Annotated in this window: 16 protein-coding genes; 7 read left to right on the top strand and 9 right to left on the bottom strand. The window is 68.8% G+C overall.

Going from position 1 to position 16,122, the window contains the following annotated elements:
- Positions 1-4 precede the first annotated feature (4 nt).
- The 3 genes from ACIBTM_RS15315 to ACIBTM_RS15305 all read left to right on the top strand — a co-directional run bounded on the left by ACIBTM_RS15315 (position 5) and on the right by ACIBTM_RS15305 (position 2,687).
- Positions 5-463, top strand: a complete 459-nt coding sequence (locus ACIBTM_RS15315) for a hypothetical protein (RefSeq protein WP_395877117.1) — start codon at positions 5-7, stop codon at positions 461-463.
- Positions 464-677: 214 nt separating this feature from the next.
- A complete protein-coding gene (locus ACIBTM_RS15310) occupies positions 678-2,093 on the top strand; it encodes an MFS transporter (protein ID WP_395877116.1) in 1,416 nt (471 codons plus the stop codon).
- Between the two features lie 9 nt (positions 2,094-2,102).
- A complete protein-coding gene (locus tag ACIBTM_RS15305) occupies positions 2,103-2,687 on the top strand; it encodes a PaaI family thioesterase (protein ID WP_016330842.1) in 585 nt (194 codons plus the stop codon).
- A 184-nt stretch (positions 2,688-2,871) separates the two neighbouring features.
- Here the strand turns inward: ACIBTM_RS15305 and ACIBTM_RS15300 are convergent, their stop codons facing one another.
- On the bottom strand, positions 2,872-5,547 hold the full coding sequence (locus tag ACIBTM_RS15300; RefSeq protein WP_395877115.1) for a tetratricopeptide repeat protein: 2,676 nt from the start codon (positions 5,545-5,547) through the stop codon (positions 2,872-2,874).
- 135 nt (positions 5,548-5,682) lie between these two features.
- Here ACIBTM_RS15300 and ACIBTM_RS15295 point away from each other — a divergent pair, with 135 nt between their 5' ends.
- From ACIBTM_RS15295 to ACIBTM_RS15280, 4 genes are all read left to right on the top strand, one after another.
- Positions 5,683-6,435: an ESX secretion-associated protein EspG gene (locus ACIBTM_RS15295; RefSeq protein ID WP_395877114.1), complete on the top strand. Its 753-nt coding sequence runs from the start codon at positions 5,683-5,685 to the stop codon at positions 6,433-6,435.
- A 94-nt stretch (positions 6,436-6,529) separates the two neighbouring features.
- Positions 6,530-6,946, top strand: a complete 417-nt coding sequence (locus tag ACIBTM_RS15290) for a hypothetical protein (protein WP_395877113.1) — start codon at positions 6,530-6,532, stop codon at positions 6,944-6,946.
- 11 nt (positions 6,947-6,957) lie between these two features.
- Entirely contained in the window at positions 6,958-7,509 is a 552-nt protein-coding gene (locus ACIBTM_RS15285; RefSeq protein WP_395877112.1) for a DUF3558 family protein, read from the top strand.
- Positions 7,510-7,528: 19 nt separating this feature from the next.
- On the top strand, positions 7,529-8,998 hold the full coding sequence (locus ACIBTM_RS15280; protein ID WP_395877111.1) for a hypothetical protein: 1,470 nt from the start codon (positions 7,529-7,531) through the stop codon (positions 8,996-8,998).
- Positions 8,999-9,041: 43 nt separating this feature from the next.
- Here the strand turns inward: ACIBTM_RS15280 and ACIBTM_RS15275 are convergent, their stop codons facing one another.
- The 8 genes from ACIBTM_RS15275 to ACIBTM_RS15240 all read right to left on the bottom strand — a co-directional run bounded on the left by ACIBTM_RS15275 (position 9,042) and on the right by ACIBTM_RS15240 (position 16,060).
- A complete protein-coding gene (locus tag ACIBTM_RS15275; protein WP_395877110.1) occupies positions 9,042-10,007 on the bottom strand; it encodes a glutamate ABC transporter substrate-binding protein in 966 nt (321 codons plus the stop codon).
- Entirely contained in the window at positions 10,007-11,392 is a 1,386-nt protein-coding gene (locus ACIBTM_RS15270; protein ID WP_395877109.1) for a hypothetical protein, read from the bottom strand. The genes ACIBTM_RS15275 and ACIBTM_RS15270 overlap by 1 nt, the downstream gene beginning before the upstream one ends.
- A 106-nt stretch (positions 11,393-11,498) precedes the next feature.
- A complete protein-coding gene (locus ACIBTM_RS15265) occupies positions 11,499-12,137 on the bottom strand; it encodes a response regulator (RefSeq protein WP_395877108.1) in 639 nt (212 codons plus the stop codon).
- Positions 12,134-13,261: a sensor histidine kinase gene (locus ACIBTM_RS15260; protein ID WP_395877107.1), complete on the bottom strand. Its 1,128-nt coding sequence runs from the start codon at positions 13,259-13,261 to the stop codon at positions 12,134-12,136. The genes ACIBTM_RS15265 and ACIBTM_RS15260 overlap by 4 nt, the downstream gene beginning before the upstream one ends.
- Before the next feature lie 8 nt (positions 13,262-13,269).
- Entirely contained in the window at positions 13,270-13,392 is a 123-nt protein-coding gene (locus ACIBTM_RS15255) for a hypothetical protein (protein ID WP_255432399.1), read from the bottom strand.
- 66 nt (positions 13,393-13,458) lie between these two features.
- The gene (locus ACIBTM_RS15250; RefSeq protein ID WP_395877106.1) at positions 13,459-14,709 is read right to left on the bottom strand and encodes a GAF domain-containing protein; all 1,251 of its coding nucleotides are present in this window, start codon (positions 14,707-14,709) and stop codon (positions 13,459-13,461) included.
- An 81-nt stretch (positions 14,710-14,790) separates the two neighbouring features.
- Complete coding sequence (locus tag ACIBTM_RS15245; protein WP_395877105.1) at positions 14,791-15,663, bottom strand: ATP-NAD kinase; 873 nt, start codon at positions 15,661-15,663, stop codon at positions 14,791-14,793.
- 193 nt (positions 15,664-15,856) lie between these two features.
- Entirely contained in the window at positions 15,857-16,060 is a 204-nt protein-coding gene (locus ACIBTM_RS15240; RefSeq protein ID WP_005163378.1) for a cold-shock protein, read from the bottom strand.
- Between the last annotated feature and the right edge of the window lie 62 nt (positions 16,061-16,122).

Raw genomic sequence — 16,122 nt, 5'->3', positions numbered from 1 at the left:
GGAGATGGACGAGGACATCAAAGGCGTGCTTTCGCACGGTGCGAGCGGTCCCCCGCTGGGCATCCGGGCGGCGGACATCATCGAGCAGGGTGGCCGGATCCGGCGACGACGCAAACGGCTGGCCGTGGCGGGGAGTTCGCTGGCGACGATCGGGGTGATCGTGTTCGGCGCGATCGCCGTCGGCGGGCGCGGGGGCGAGGGGCCCTCGCCGGTTCAACCCGCGGGGCCGGGTCTGTCGACCATCGCCCCGGCGCCGGTTTCGCCCGCGCCCTCCGAGACACCTCCGCGACCGGAAGTCACTCCCGAGGAACCGCCTCCGGCCGCGACGGCCCCGAAGACCGATCAGACACGCTCGATACCGAGAACCGTTCAACCAGGGCGTACGACGACGACCGGTCCGCACCGTGCGCCCGTCCCGACGAAGCAGCCGAGCGAGCCCCCGACGACGGCCACGACCCGCTGATCTTCCGTCCGGAACGTCCGATTCCCGAAGTGTGACCCAAAGTAATCGGAAATTCTCCGACATCGGCTTCACCTGGTAGTTCGTCACCGTCTTGGGGGAACGGCGCTCTCACGGCCGATCCAAAGCGCTGAACACGGACGTTTGAACCCCTACGGTCGAGGGAACAAACCCTCGACGATGGGTAAGTAAACGGGTGGGTCGGGAGGTCAAACCCATGGCCGAAGAGGCGCTGAGCGCGTCACATCAGGAAAAAGGGGAACCAGCGGAGGCCCCACCTGAACAGATCAGAAAGGCCGTCGCCGGAGCGGCGATGGGTAACTGCATCGAGTGGTACGACTTCGGTGTTTTCGGCTTCATGCCTGCCATTCTGGGGCAAGTCTTCTTCAATGCGTCGAGCACTTCCGAAGGCGCGCTGGCGACCTTCGCGGTCTTGGCCATCACGTTCATCGTGCGGCCGTTCGGCAGCTTCGTGTTCGGGCCGCTGGGGGACAAGATCGGGCGCCAGAAGGTTCTCGCGCTGACGATCATCCTGATGTCCGGGTCGACGTTCGTCATCGGCCTGTTGCCGTCCTATGCGACGATCGGCCCCGCCGCGGCGGTCCTGCTGATCCTGTTGCGCACCATCCAAGGTTTCTCGGCCGGCGGTGAGTACGGCGGCGCGGCGACGTTCATCGCGGAGTACGCGCCCGCGCGGCGCCGCGGTTTCTGGGGCAGCTGGCTGGAATTCGGCACCCTCGTCGGCTTCGCGATGGGCGCCGGCTTCGTCACGATCTTCACCGTCGTACTCGGCGACGAGGCCATGCGCGAATGGGGCTGGCGCCTGCCGTTCCTGATCGCGGGCCCGCTCGGCATCGTCGGTCTGTACCTGCGGAACAAGCTGGAGGACACTCCGCTGTTCCAGGAGATCGAGAAGAAGGACCAGGTCGAGAAGTCGCCGCTGAAGGCGCTGCTCAAGAAGCACTGGACGTCGATCCTGCACCTGATCGGCATCGTGGTGATGCTGAACGTCGCCGACTACATCGTGATCACCTACCTGGAGACCTATCTCAAGGACGTGGTCGGATTCAGCGGGCACGCGCCGTTGCTGATCATCCTGGCGACCATCGGGCTGATGCTGATCCTGATCGTGCCGGTCGGCATGCTGTCCGACCGCATCGGGCGAAAACCCATCCTGATCGCGTGTTGTGCGAGCTTCCTGGTGTTCCCGATCCCGGCGTTCTCACTGATGGGCGCGGCCGCGGACGATCAGAACGCCTGGCAGCTCACCCTCGGCGTGCTGATGATCGCGGTGCCGCTGGTGCTGATCCTGGCCGTGCTGGCCGCGACGCTGCCGGCGATGTTCCCGACGCAGGAGCGCTACAGCGGTTTCTCCATCGGGTACAGCGTTTCGACCGCGGCCTTCGGTGGCACGGCGTCGTACATCATCGGCAGTCTGGTGACCTCGACCGGGGACAACCTGTGGCCCGCGTACTACCTGATGGGCTCGGCGGCGATCGCGGCCATCCCGATCCTGCTGCTGCCCGAAACGGCCGGGGTGTCGCTGCGCGGCATCGTGAACTCGCGGATCGCGCGGCGCCGGAAACCGGAACCGGCGACTCCCGGCGGCGCTTCGGAGCTACCGGCGAGTTAACGTCTTTCCATGAGCCGTATCTCGCAACCGTGGCCGCCGGTCGAAGTCGAACCGGCGACCGTCCACCCGGAAGCCCCCAAGCAGGGCAGCCACCTCGGCATCCACTTCGGTGAGTGTTTCGGGTGCGGCGACGAGATCGAGGCCGGGCTCCACCTGCATTCGACGGTGGGCGAAGGGACGACGGTGTACTCCAAGTTCACCGTCACCTCCGCCCACCAGGGTGCGCCCGGCCTCGCCCACGGCGGACTGCTGGCTTGCGCCTTCGACGAGGCGCTCGGCGCGACCGTCGGCAACCTGCTGCGCCGCCCCGCCGTCACCGGGAAACTGGAGACGGATTTCCTCCGGCCGGTCCCGGTCGGCTCGACCCTTTACATCGCCACGAAACTGGACGGCATCGCCGGCCGGAAGATCTACGTGAGCGCCGACGGACGGCTCGACGCCGAAGACGGCCCTGTCGCGGTGCGCGCGCGGGCGTTGTTCGTGCGGGTCGAGTTCGAGCACTTCAGCACCCACGGAGATCCCGAGGCGCTGCAGAAACTCGCCGCCGCGCACGAGAAGGCCCAGCGCGCACGCGAGTGGGACATCAACCCGTAATTTTGCCGCGCGCTGACGAAAACTCGCTGCAGGGGCGTCGTTTCGTAGTCAACTCAAGTTGTCGATGGAGGTGCCCCTCCATCGAGTTTTCGTGGCCTTCGGCCTAAAGAGGCGCGCGGGTGAAGTCTCCGTCGGGCGCGGGGCGCCCTTTGGGAGACCTTTCGGTTGCGTATGTAGGCGCGCGCTATGTCATTGTGCGCGGCCGGATCGCGTTCGCCTTGTCGACGAGTTCGACGCGCTTGTCGACCGATCCGGCCAACCGCGCCAACGTCCGGTAGCAGCGCTCGAGCCCGAACCGCAGGTCTCGTTCGTCCAAGGCGCAGCCCAGCACCTTCGCGCCCGGTGTCGGCTGGTTCTGCAAGTTGAGCCAGCCGTACGCCGCTTCGAGAACCTCCGCCGACAGACGAGTGCGGCGTTCGGCGTCGAGCTGCAAGCGCTCCAACCGCGTCGAGGCGTCGACGAGATCCCGCTCGGACACCATCACCGGATCCTTGCCGCCGCCGTTGATCCTGGTCTTGATCTTGATCGCGGCCACCTGCGCGGCGACGTGATGCGACGACGACGCCGGGACGGCCTCCAGCACCTCGATCGCGCTGGCCCTGGCGCCCTGCGCGAGGTACACGCGAGCGAGCCCGAAGGCGGCGCTGACGTACGACCGGTCCGTTCGCCACACCAGCTCGTAGTAGCGCGCGGCGCCGAAGTAGTCCCCGACCCCCTCCGCGCTGACGGCCAAGGCCAGCTTCGGCGCGATCTCCCCGGGAAGATCGTCGTACACCGCTTCGAACGCGACATGCGCGACGCGGGACCGTCCGCCCGCGAGCTCGATCAGGCCGCGATACCAGTCGATCCGCCAGTCGTGCGGGAAACCGGCCTTGATCGCGAGGTACTGCGCGGCCTGCAGCTGCCGCTGCGCCTCGACCAGCTCGCCGAGTTCGATCCGGGCGCGGACGATGCGCAGCCGGACCTCGATCGACTCGCGCGGCGCCCCGGCCAGCGACTCGATCGCGCCCCTTGGATCGAGCGCGACCGTCGACGCGAGCACGCCGGCCGCCGGATCGTCCGTGTCGACCTGCGGGATCGGCAGTCCGGCGACCACCTCGCCCGGATCGGGCAGCGGCACGCTCCCGCCGTGTTCCGGAACGACCATGTCGACACCGAACGTGCGGGTCTCCGGCCCGAAGACGGTCGACGCGCCAGGGCGCGGTTTCCCGGTGCCCAGCGCCATGATCTCGCGGAGCACACCGGTCAGCTGGTCGGCCATGTCCTCGGCCGCGATGAACCGGCGGTCCGGGTCGGTGTGCGTCGCACGCTTCAGGAAGCGGTAGTACGAACCGAAGAGCGCGAACAGCGGTACGACGTCCGGGCCGGGCAGGGTCGTCTTGTACTTGCTGGTGTAGCCGGAGAATTCGAAGCTGAGCACGGCGAGCGTACGGCCGACCGTGTACAGGTCCGATGCCACCGAAGCACCGTGCGTCGCCAGCTCGGGCGCGCTGTAGCCGGTGGTGAAGAACAGCGGGCTCTCGTAGTCGTCGGTGCGGCGGACCGCGCCGAGGTCGATCAGCTTGAGCTGTTCGTGCGTCTGGATGACGTTGTCGGGTTTGAGGTCGCAGTACAGCAGGTTCTGGCCGTGCAGGTAGCCCATGGCGGGCAGGATCTCGAGCCCGTAGGCGATCACCTGGCCGATCGGCAGCGGCTCCGGGCGCTTCGTCTCGCGGTGGTGCGCGAGCGCGAGCTGGCGCAGCGACTGGCCGCCGACGTACTCCATGACGATGTAGCCGACCGAGTTGCCGGTGTCGCCGTCCGGGTGCTGCACGAAGTTGTGGATCTTGACGATATTGGGGTGCTCGACCTCGGCGAGGAACCGCTGCTCGTTGGCGGCGGCCGCCATCGCGGTGGCGTCGCCGGTGTCGATCAGGCCCTTGAGCACCACCCAGCGGTCGCTGACGTTGTGGTCCTGTGCGAGATAGATCCAGCCGAGGCCGCCGTACGCGAGCGCGCCGAGCACCTCGTACTGACCGCCGACGATCTCGTTCGGCCGCAGCTTCGGGACGAAGGAGAACGGGTTCCCGCACTTCTCGCAATTACCCTCGGGCGACCCGGGCTTGCCGTCCTTGCCGCGGCCGACCTTGGCACTGCAGCTGCTGCAGAAGCGTTTCTCCTCGGACACCATCGGGTTTTCGAGGACCGCGGACGCCGGGTCGCGGTACGGCACCTGCGGGACGTCGACGAGCCCGGCGCCGAGACGGCCGCGACGCGACGTGCGTGACGACGTCCGGCGCGCCGTGCCGGGGAACGAACCCGTTCCGGTCCCGGTTCCGGTGCCGTGGCTGCCCGATCCGGTGCCGGTGCCGGTTCCCCGGCTTTCGCTGGAACGTTCGGGGAGGACGCTTTCCGTGCCCGGGTCCGGCAACGGCCCCGGGCCGCTGTCGACGCGCGGCGTCGGCGGCATGATGCTCTGCGTCTCCGGTGTCGGCGAAGAGAGCACGCTGGTCGGCTGCGGCGCGTCCGCGGGCGTCTGCCACGCGGGACGGACGACCTGGGCCTGCGGGCTCACCGGAGCCATGTCGCCCGGCGGACGTGTGGGGTCCTCGGCGCCCGGGATCGGCCGCTGCTGGCCGCGCGGCGGAGTCTGCGGACGCTGGACGGGCGCGTGATAAACCGTGCGCTCGGCGTCCTTCTCCGGCTGGGGCTCCTGCTTGGGCCGCGGCGGCTCGGAGAGATCGAGCCTGCCGGAAATGGACGGTTCGGGCGTTTCCCAGCGGACCGGCGCCGGCGGTGTCCAGGAGGCGGACTCCGCCTCACGCTCCGGCGTGGCGTCGTCCGGCGCTGCATGCCGAGGACGGCGCGGCTCTTCCGACACTGGTACCTCCCGAAATCCCCGCGACGGCTTGGGACTCGATCCTAGCCGTGAGCAGGCAGGTCGTGCCCGCGCCGGGTCGAACCCGCTACGGTGCGGTGGAGAACCGATTCAGCAGGTGATGAGGGGGAGGGACCGGTGCCTGCGTCATTTTCGATGTCGATGGCCCAGCTCGACGTCGTACTCGAAGAACTCGGGCTCGGCAGATTCGTGCTGCCGTTCGAGATCCCGACCGTCGGAACCACCATCACCGAACGCGAGCGGCACTGCGAAGAGATCTGGGCCGGGCTGGCCGACCGGGGCTTCGCCCGCGGCCGCGAACTCCTGCGCGACTACGAGCAGACCCTCCGGCTCTGGGCCACCGGCGATTTCGTCGTCACCATGGAGGCGCACGAAGTCGAGCAGGATGCCGAATACCTCTATCGGGGCGCGTGGAACAGCCGCCTGGGTGTCGTGAGCCAGCAGCGCGGCTTCGACATCCTCTTCGAGCCGGTCTTCCCCGAACAGGTCGTCGCGACCCTCCTCGGCTATCTGCCGTCCCTGCAGCCGTTCCCCGGCCGGGTGACGACGTCCAGCACGCTCCCCCCGGCCAAACGACCGGACGACCCGTTCGACGAGGACCCGAACAACCTCCGCCTGGGCGCGGCCGCCCGCTTCTTCGAACACCCGCTCGCGCGACTGGGCACGGTCAGCGTCACCCTGCGCGACGACCGGGGCAAACCGCAGCAGAAGAGCGTCCAGTGGTTCGACAGCCTTCAGGGCCGCTTCATGCTCACCACCGACCGCTTCCCCGACGGCGAAGTCCGCCGCACGTTCACTCCGACAAGTGGCTCTCACCTGGCACGATGGGTCCACGACCTGGTCGAAGCCGCCCGCGTCGGCAGCGCGTGATCCTCGCCGGAGGGCGCCCTTCGGGGCCCTTTCCGCTGATATCGTGATCTGACGAGCGCTACGAGTAACCGGGACTTGGTACAGGGGAGAGACCATGACGGACGGCACCGGCGGACCGCCGGGCAACTTCTCCGACATCTTGGGCGACTTCTCGGCGCAGGCCGATGCGATGGTGAAGGCCGCGAAGGAAGGGCGGTTCGCGGTCAGTGAGGAGGCCGGAGAAGCCCTTAAGGCGGCGATCTCCGACTACATCACTGACTGGTCGAACCACCAGGTCCAATTCCAACGCCTTACAGAAAAACCGAAGCTGGGCACTGGCCCCTTCGCACAGCAAGTCGGTCAGCACGCGACTCTCGTGGCAGACGGCGACGAACTATCCGCCAAGACTCAACTCGATGCACTACGGGACGTTCTCAACCGTGCGGAAGAAGCGATCAACCTGGCCAAGTCCAAGTACTTGCAACGAGATACCGCCAACGCCGACCAGCTGAAATCTCTCCAAAAGGACTGACAAAGACCGACATGATCACAAAATCACGGACCCTGCTCGTCGTCTCTTTGTCGACCCTTCTCGCCGTCGGACTTTCCTCCTGCTCCACAGAGAAACCCGGCAATGCGACGCCTGCGCCGACGCAGCCCAACTCGACATCGGCGACCAAAAGCGAGGCCCCCGCTGATGTTTTCGGTGAGTTGAAAGCCTGCGACCTGCTGGAGCCGACGACGACGGCTAAAGGCTTCGCTTCACCTGCTGAAGAGACCTACGAGAGCGACAACGGGTGTGGGGCGCGGAAACAGGGGTTCGGCTTCGTGAGCCTCTACCTCGTCCCCGAGGCCGGGATCGACCAACTGTCCCCCGGACAGGGAACCAAGATCCCGACGAAGGTCGGCGAACGCGAAGCCGTCGAGATCCCTGGCGACGCAGGGAAACAGGCCTGCACCGTGGCAATCGCTGTCACACCGAATGCCCGGTTGACGGCATCGACCGGCTTGAACAAGGGAACCAACGAGGAAGCCTGCGCCCTGTCCAGGGAAATCGCCACGGCCGCTGAACCGAAACTGCCTAGAGGCAACTGACGACGGAACGGGAGGGACCATGGTCAACGTCGGGCAAGACGACTTCGACAGCAAGTTCTCGGCGCTGGGTAACACCGGCCGGACGTACGAAGCCAAGCGGTACTCCGACGCGTACAACGAGACCAACGCCGGGCCTGGCGGGAACTCCGTGACCGCGAGGCTGACGGCTGAAGCGAAGGCTGGGCAGTACTCGGCCGATCAGGCCGCGGCGCTCACGCAGGGCCAGCAGTTCCGCACCGGTCTCAACCCGTCGGAACAGCGCTATGAAGCCGTCCCTCACGGCGAGCTCAAGAACATGGTCACGCAGGACCTCGATCCGCGGGACATCGACGAGAAGGGCGAGCTCTGGAACAACCAGGGCAACTCCCTGAACAACTTCAGCAACGCCGTCCGCGACGCGATCGGTAAAGAGGGCGAGCACTGGCAAGGCGACGGCGCCAAGTCGGTCACCGACTTCTTCACCAACATCAGCAAGTGGGCCGACACCGCGGGCGACGGCGCATACCTCGCCTCCAACCGCTTCTCCCAGTCCGCCGCCGCGGCCACCTCCGCGAAGAACTCGATGCCCGAAGAGATCCCCTTCGACCGCAACGCCGAGTACAAGAACGCCCTCAACCAGCTCGCGACGGGGAATCTCGCCGGCGCTGTGGACACGGTCGGCAACATCTCGGCCAAGCAGGAGCAGTCGTTCCAGGCGCATCAGCAGGCCGCGCAGGTGATGCACACCTACGACCAGTCGCTCTTCGACGTCAATTCCAAGCAGCCCACCTTCGCCCCGCCGCCGGAGATGGGCGAATCGACGACGGCCTCCGGGTTTTCCGGGGGCACTGAGCCCAGGGGCTTCAGCGGCGGGCCCGGGCCGAACAGCGGTCCCGGTCCGGGGGTGCCCGGGCCGGGTGGCCCGAGCGGGCCGGCGCCGGGGCCCGGGATCACCACGGGTGGCGGGCACACCGGCGTGCCGGGGCCGAATCAGCCGGTCGGCGGGCCGCCGGGGTCGTTCCGGCCGGGGCCGGCACCTGGGTTGGCGGCGATGAACGGGCCTGGTCCCACCGGGCTCGGGCGGCTGGGCAGCGAGCAGTATCGCGGCAAGCCCGGCCGGACCACGAGCGGGCCGGGTGGCAGTGCGGCGAACCGGTTGACCAGTGGCGGGTTCGGGCGCAACGGCGGATCGGGCAACGTCGCCGAGCGGCTCGCGGGCGGCAAGGTTTCGGCCGGTGACGCCGAGAAGCTCGCGGGCAAAGGCGGCGGGTCCGGGGCGGGCAAGCTGCCGGAGGAGCGGGTCACCAGGGGTGGCGCGGCCGCGGCGGGCAAGAGCGGCGGCCAGGGGCCGATGGGTGCCGGTGCGCCCGGTGGCAAGGGGCAGAAGGAAGAGGACAAGGAAAAGAAGGCCCCGAACTACCTGCAGGAGGAAGACGCCGACGTGTTGTTCGGCGGCTACGAAGGCGAGATGAAGCCGGTGCCGCCGGTGATCGGCGACAAGTCCCCGTAAGACGAAGCGGGCCGTTCGGGAGCGAATCCCGAACGGCCCGTTCTCACTTGTACTGCGCTGCGGGCGGCGTCCCGCCCTCGAGTTTGTTCCCGATCCATTTCGCGTAGATCGCCTGCCACGCGCCACCGCGCACGTTCTCCAGCACGGCGTTCACGTACCGCACCATGTCCTCGTTCTCTTTCGGGATACCGATGCCGTAGTTCTCCTCGGTGAACCGGTCCCCCACGATCTTCAGCGTCGGGTCCTGCGCGAGCATCCCGGCGAGGATGACGTCATCCGTCGACACGGCCTCGACCTGCTTCTGCTGCAGCATCACCAGGCAGTCCGACCAGTTGTCCACCGAGACCGGCACCGGCTTCGACGGATCCGCCGCGATCTTCGTGAGCGAGGTCGACGTCTTGGTCGCGCACACCCGCCGCCCGGCGAGATCCGACAGCTGGGCGACCTTCGAGCCGGATTCGACCAGGATCCGTTGTCCCGCCTGGTAATAAGCGGTCGAGAAGTTGACCTTCTTCAGCCGGCTGCAGGTGATGCTGTAGGTCCGCACCACGATGTCGACCTGCTTCTTCTCGAGCACTTCTTCCCGCAGTTTCGACGGGATCGCCCGGAACTGCACGCGGCCTTCCGCGCTGCCGAAGATCGCCTTCGCGATCTCGTTGACCATGTCGATGTCGAACCCTTCGAGCTGGCCCGACGTCGGATTCCGGAAGCCGAACAGGAACGTCGTCTGGTCGACGCCCGCGACGAGCTTGCCGTTCTCCTTGATCTTCGCCATCGTCGAGCCGCTGGTGATCGACGTGCCGCTGGTCGGCCGCAGGCTGGCCAGCGGGTTGCAGCTCGTGTCGGTCGTTCCGCCACCGCCGGTGTTGTCGGCGCCGCCGACGTTCGCGGGCAGCGGCGGCGCGACGTCGCCGACGGGGGCCGGGTCGACCGGCGCCCCCGCGCTGCCACAAGCCGTCGCCAGCACCAACACCGCGCCGAGCACGGCCGTTCGCAGACCGTTCCGCATCACCGGTACTCCCTCAGCCGTTCACGGATTCCCAAGGCCGACCCCGCCGCCGCGAGTACCGCCAGCACCGCGATACCCGGCGCGAGCAGGGTCAGCGCGCGTTCGGCGCCGCGGGTGTCGTCGAGGAATTCCTGTCGTCCCACGTTGATCGCGGCCACCAGGTTCTCGTCGAGCCGCAGGAACGCCCCGGCCGCGCCGTCCTTCTTGTCGTCGCGGATGGCGGTGGCGACGGCGTCCTGGTAGAAGCCGTCGTTGTCCTGCCGCCGCACCTCGCCGTGCGCCTTGAACCACGCCGACGCCGCCTGGATGGCCGCGTCCACCTTCTCCGCGGCCGCGCCGCCCGCCGCGAGTCCGCGGGCCTCGCCCAGCAGACCGCCTTGGCCGTCCGTCCCGCCCAGTTGCGCGGCGAGATCGCCGAAGTTCTTCTCGTACGCCGCGCCGTCGCCGCGGGCGACGAGGGTCAGCGTTTCGTCGGCTCGCGCCTGCAGCGCCGCGATCCTGGCGCGGACGAGCACGTCCACCTGGTGCGAGCCGTCTTCTTCACCGCTGCCGACGAGGGTGCTCTGCACGATCAGCGCGACCGCGCCCCACAGCAGGGCGACCACCACCGACGCGGTCGCGACGACGAGCCCGACGTTCAGCAACCGATTGGTCTTCCGCGTCAGGTGCACCTGCGTGACGATCAGCGCGGCCAGCAGGGCGAGCACCAAAGCCGTTGACAGCCAAGGGAATCCGGTCGCGTCGTCCTGTTCGGCGGCGAGCCGGTCGGTGTCGGTCCGGTAGAGATCCTGTGCGGCGGGAAGGATTTTCGCCCGCATCAGCTCCGACGCTTCGCGCAGATACGAAGCGCCGACGGGATAACCCTGCCGGTTGTAGACGCGCGCGGTTTCGATCAGTCCCGTGTAGACGGGGATCTCGCGGCCGAGGATGTTGATCTGCTCGGCCGCCTTGCCGACGCCGGACGAGTCCGATGCCGCCTTCGCCAGCGCCGCCCCGGCCTCCGCGATGTCGCGTTCGTACCGCTGGCGCATCGGGAGCGGCTCGGTGCCGATGGAGAGGAACGAACTGGCCGCTGTCGCGTCGGCGTCCGAAAGCGCTCGATAGACCTGTTGCGCGGCGGCGGCCAGCGGTTCGCGGTGGTCGATCAGGCCGTTGATCGTGTCCTTCTTGTCCTGCGCCGCCAGCGTGCCGAACAGCCCCGCGACCAGCGACAGCAGGACGAGCCCGATCGCGATCACCGACAGCCTGCCCGGGGTGGTCGCCGCGGACCGGACGATCGCGCGGATCCCGTTCCCCGGCAGCTCGAGCAGCCCGGCGATCCCGCCGCGGCCTTCCGGCGCGGAGGGTGGCGCGGGGCTCCCCGGCCGGGTCACAGTGCTCGTCATCGCCGATCCTCCCCATTGGCTCTATCCGCAAAGAAGGTATCCGAGTCGGGATCAGCGCAGCCAGTGACACCGGCGTGTGTCATCGGCACGTGATCTGCGGGCAGGCTCAGAGGCCTTTTTCCAAGCCGTACCGCACGGCCTCCGCACGATTGCGCACACCGATCTTGGCGAAGCCGTGGTTGATATGGCTTTTCACGGTCGCCTCGCCGATGAACAGCTCGGCGGCTATCTCCGGATTGGACAGCCCGCGCGCGATGAGGCCGAGCACTTCGGCTTCGCGTGTGGTGAGTCCGTCGGGCAGCTCGACCTTGGCCCGCGTGACCGATCGCGCGTCGAGCGCGGCGACGAGCCTGTCGGAGACTTCCGCGGCGAAGATCGCCTGCCCGTTGGCCGCCGAGCGGACGGCCGCCCCGATCTCGGCGCGTCCGGCGTCCTTGGTCAGGTAGCCGCGGGCTCCGGCGCGCAACGCGTCGGCGATCGAAGCGTCGTCCGCGTACGTCGTGAGGACGACGACCGCGACCTCCGGGTGATCGCGTTTCAGCAGCCTGGTCGCGGCCACCCCGTCCAGGACCGGCATGCGCAGATCCATCAGCACGACGTCGGCCGCGGTGCGGCGGAGCAGGTCGAGCGCCTGCCGTCCGTCGCCCGCGGCGCCGGCGACCTCGATCCCGTCGATCAGCCCGAGCAACGCGACGAGGCCTTCGCGCATGACCTGCTGGTCATCGACCACGACCACCCGGATCACGACCGCACCACCGCCTCCACCGTCCAGCGCCCGTCATCCGGGCCCGCGGTCAGCGTGCCACCGGCGAGCGCGAGCCGCTCCCTCATCCCGGTGAGTCCGAACCCGCCGGTGTCCTCCGATCGGACGGTTTCGCCGAGTTCGTTCCACACTCGCAGGCGGACCTCCGCATCGGTGAAGTGGAGCCGGAGCGACACCGGCCGCCCGGGGGCGTGCTTGGTCGCGTTGGTCAGCGCCTCCCGCGCGACACCGACCAGCGAGACCACCGCGGCGGACGGCAGCGGCCGCTGCTCCCCCACCACCTCGAAGGTCACCCCACCGTGGTGCGCGGCGGCCAGCTGCCGCAGGGCTTCGGCAGGCGACGGGACGTCGTTGCGCAAGGCGGCGACCGCGTCCCGTGCCTCGGCGAGCCCGTCCGCGGCGAGTTTCCTCGACGACCGCACCCTGCCGAGCGCACCGTCCACATCGGACTTTTCGGCGAGCAGCGCCTCGGCGACCTCCAGGTGGACTCCCAGTGCCCCCAGCGAATGCGCGAGTACGTCGTGGATCTCCCTGGCGATCCGGGTGCGCTCGTCGAGCGCCGCCGCCCGCGCGTGTTCGGACTGCGCCAGTCTGGTCTGCTCCAGCAACGCCGCCGCCTGTACCGCCTGCACCTCGTACTGCCGCCGGTTCAATCCCAGCAGCATCAGCACGAGCAGCACGCCGACGTTGCCGAACACCAGCGGTTCGGCCGCGCCCGCGACCAGGCCGGTGACCGCCGCGAGGCTCGCGTCGAGCCCCACCACCCCCAAGATGGCGGCCACCGACGGCTCGGTCAGGGTGGCGAACCGGCTGACCGTGACCACCGCCAGCACGATGGCGGAGGAGTCCTCCGCCCAGCCGAGCGCGATCGACGGCGCGATACTCGCCACCGCGAGCAGGACGGTCGCCACCCGGGGGAAACGCGGGGAGGCCACGACGAAACCCAGCCAGCAGGCCCCGCTGATGCCGTACGCCGTCCAGATCCACGGATCGGACTCGTTCGCGGTCAGCAGCACGACCACGACGGCTGCCGTGCCGAGCAGCTGGACGACCAGCCAGCTCGGCGCGATCGTGTCCGGCAGCAGCGGTTTCTCCCGCTTACCCATCTCCCCCCTCAGTGATCGCTCAGCCGCGTGATCATCTCGACCAGGATCAGCCGGTAGGCCAGGAACCCGAGCAGGACGACGACACCCACGACCACCAGCCCCAACAGGCCTTTCACGTTCATTTTTCCCATGCCACGGACGTTAGGCACGTCGCGGGGTGGAGCGGACCCACCGGCGGGTTGAGCCGGGGATGGAACTCAACCTCGGACGGCGGGCGCGACGGAGTGCGGCAGGACCTCGCCGTCGGCGGGCCGTTCGACGAAGACCTCGACGTCGTCGTCGAACCGGTACGGCCTGGCCAGCAGGAACCCGCCGAAATGCCGCCGCATCCTGGACATCTCGGCGCGGACGGTGACGGTGCGCCCGGCGTCGCCGAAGAGGTCGAGCGACAGTTCCGAGGCCGACCGCCCTTCCCGATGGCGTGCGAGGACGTACAGCATCTCCGCGTGCCGCGGGCTCAGCCGATGCGACCAGGTGCCCGCCTCCCCCGAGACGCGCAGCGTGCTCTCCCGCGACGATCTCAGGTCGAGCACGACCCGGGTCGGCGGCGCGTCCTCCTCCTCGCTGAGCCGGACGAGCCAGCCCCCGGGCAGCGGCTCCAGCAGGCAGTTCCCGTACGTCGGCAGCCAGGTGCGGCCGGGGGCCGCGTCGTTCGGCAGCGCGATCCGGCCGACCGGGACGAGCCCCGCCGAGGCCGCGATCCAGCCGTGCGGGTCGGTGATGACCGCCCGGCCCTTCACCTTGGTGAGCAGGGGCGAAGCCAGACCTCGCAGCCGTTCGAGATCCGAGAGGTGCGTCGTGCGCAGATGCGCTTCAGCGAGCTTCGCGACCGCATCGACCAGGGCGAGGGTCGTCGGGTGCACGGTCGAGGCCGGTCCGGAGAGGTCGACGACGCCGAGCAGCCTGCCGTCCCTCGGATCGTGCAGCGGTGCGGCGGCGCAGGTCCATTCGTGCAGGTTACGAACGTAGTGCTCGGCCGAGTAGACCTGCACCGGATGCCTGGCGACCAGCGCCGTTCCGATGGCGTTGGTACCGACGGCGTGTTCGTGCCAGTCGCCACCTTCGACGAAGCCGATGCCGTCGGCGCGGCGGCGGACCGGGGTGCTGCCGTCACGCCAGAGGACACGACCGTCGGCGTCGACGACGACCATGATGTGCGCGGCCTGTTCGGCGAGGCTGATCAGACCGCCGCGCAGGACGGGCAGGACGGCGGCGAGGCGGCTCTCGCGACGGCGGGCTTCCAGCTGTTCCGCGGCGAGCGGAGGGGTCGGCGAACCGCGGTCCGGGTCGAGGCCCAGCCGCCGCATGCGCTGCCAGGACGCGCCGATGACCGCCCGTGGCCGGCTTGGGAGTGTGGTCCCGGCGAGCGCGGCCTCGCGCACTTCGGCGAGGGCACGCGCGTGCCGCCGAGGATCCGCACCGACCGGCAGCGCCGCCTCGAGCTGCACCTGGCCTACTCCTTCTGCTGTGTTCAGGCCAGTGTGCCCGGGTGTCCCGGGGAGCGGAAGGTTTCTGTGACCTGGCGCGGTCTACCCGGGGAAGGGCGCGTCCGCCAGGTGGGACGCGGAAAAGGCCCCCGTCGGCTTCCGGCCGAGCAGCAGGCCGGTCCTGGTGGCCTCGGCCATCACCGCGCGGACGTCGACGCACCACGGCCCATCGGGCTTCAACTCGACGAAAGCGCTCTCTCCCGGCTTGAGCACGAAATGCGGCTGGCCGTCCAGCGCGATGGAGCCACCACCGGCGGCGAGATCGACGCGGACCCCGGCGTGCAGCACGCTCCAGCCGCGTACGCCCACCGCCCGGACCTCGCCGGGCGCGATCGGCGCCTGCACGACGTACGGCGTCTCGTCGACCGGCCCGAGCGAGACCGCGACACCGTCCACAGTGGACTTCGGACTGGGGCACAGCCGTCCGGGGATACTCGACAGCCCGACCCCGTCCGGAACCGCGAACGTGCAGTACAGCTCGGTCAGCGACGCGGGATCCCACCGGCTCTCCGAGCACACGCTGACGTCGATCAGCGCGATCTCACGACGGGCCTTCGTGACCACCTCGAGCACGGTGGCGCGGTTCGTGACCAGGTCCGTGTCCACCTGATGGGTGGCCACCAGTCCGGCGGCGAGCCCGGCGACGGTGGACTCGTCGGCACCCCCGGCGGGCAGCATCAGCAGCGGGACGTCGCCACAGGCGGCCGCCGCGGCCCGCATCATGCTCTCGTTGCCCAGGCAGATGAGCACACTCGCGCCCGCGTCCACCATCCGGCGGACGGTGCCGATGATCTTGCCCGCGTCGGTCCACACCATCACGCGGCCGACGCCGGCCACCCTCAGTGCCGAACGCAGGCCCTGGATGTCACGCTCCGAAGCGGGGTTCGCCACGATCCCCGCAACCGCTTCGCCCACATGTCCTCCGCTGCCGCGCCAAGTCCCTACAAGGAAACGACGTCCGGGCCACGAAAGAAAGAGTTGCACGAGGTTGCATCACAAAGCCACTGGAACTTCGGCGGGCGAAGGCGGCCCGAATCGCCACTCGGTGCCGGAAAAGCAGCAGGGCCGCCTCCCCGAGGGGAAGGCGGCCCTGCTTGGAAAACCTGGATCAGATCACGGTGACCGAGGTGGCCTGCGGACCCTTCGCGCCCTGCCCGATCTCGAACTCCACGCGGGCGTTCTCCTCGAGGGTACGGAAGCCGTTGCCCTTGATCTCGCTGTAGTGCACGAAGACGTCGCCGCCGCCGTTGTCGGGAGTGATGAAGCCGAACCCCTTCTCGGAGTTGAACCACTTCACAGTGCCCTGAGTCATAAAATCTCCATATGCAACACAAACAAACAGGAAGCCACGTCGGCAGCCCGGGTCATGACCAG

Source organism: Amycolatopsis sp. NPDC049868, from assembly GCF_044461365.1.
GTDB lineage: Bacteria > Actinomycetota > Actinomycetes > Mycobacteriales > Pseudonocardiaceae > Amycolatopsis.
This window is presented reverse-complemented; position numbering and strand designations above follow the sequence as displayed.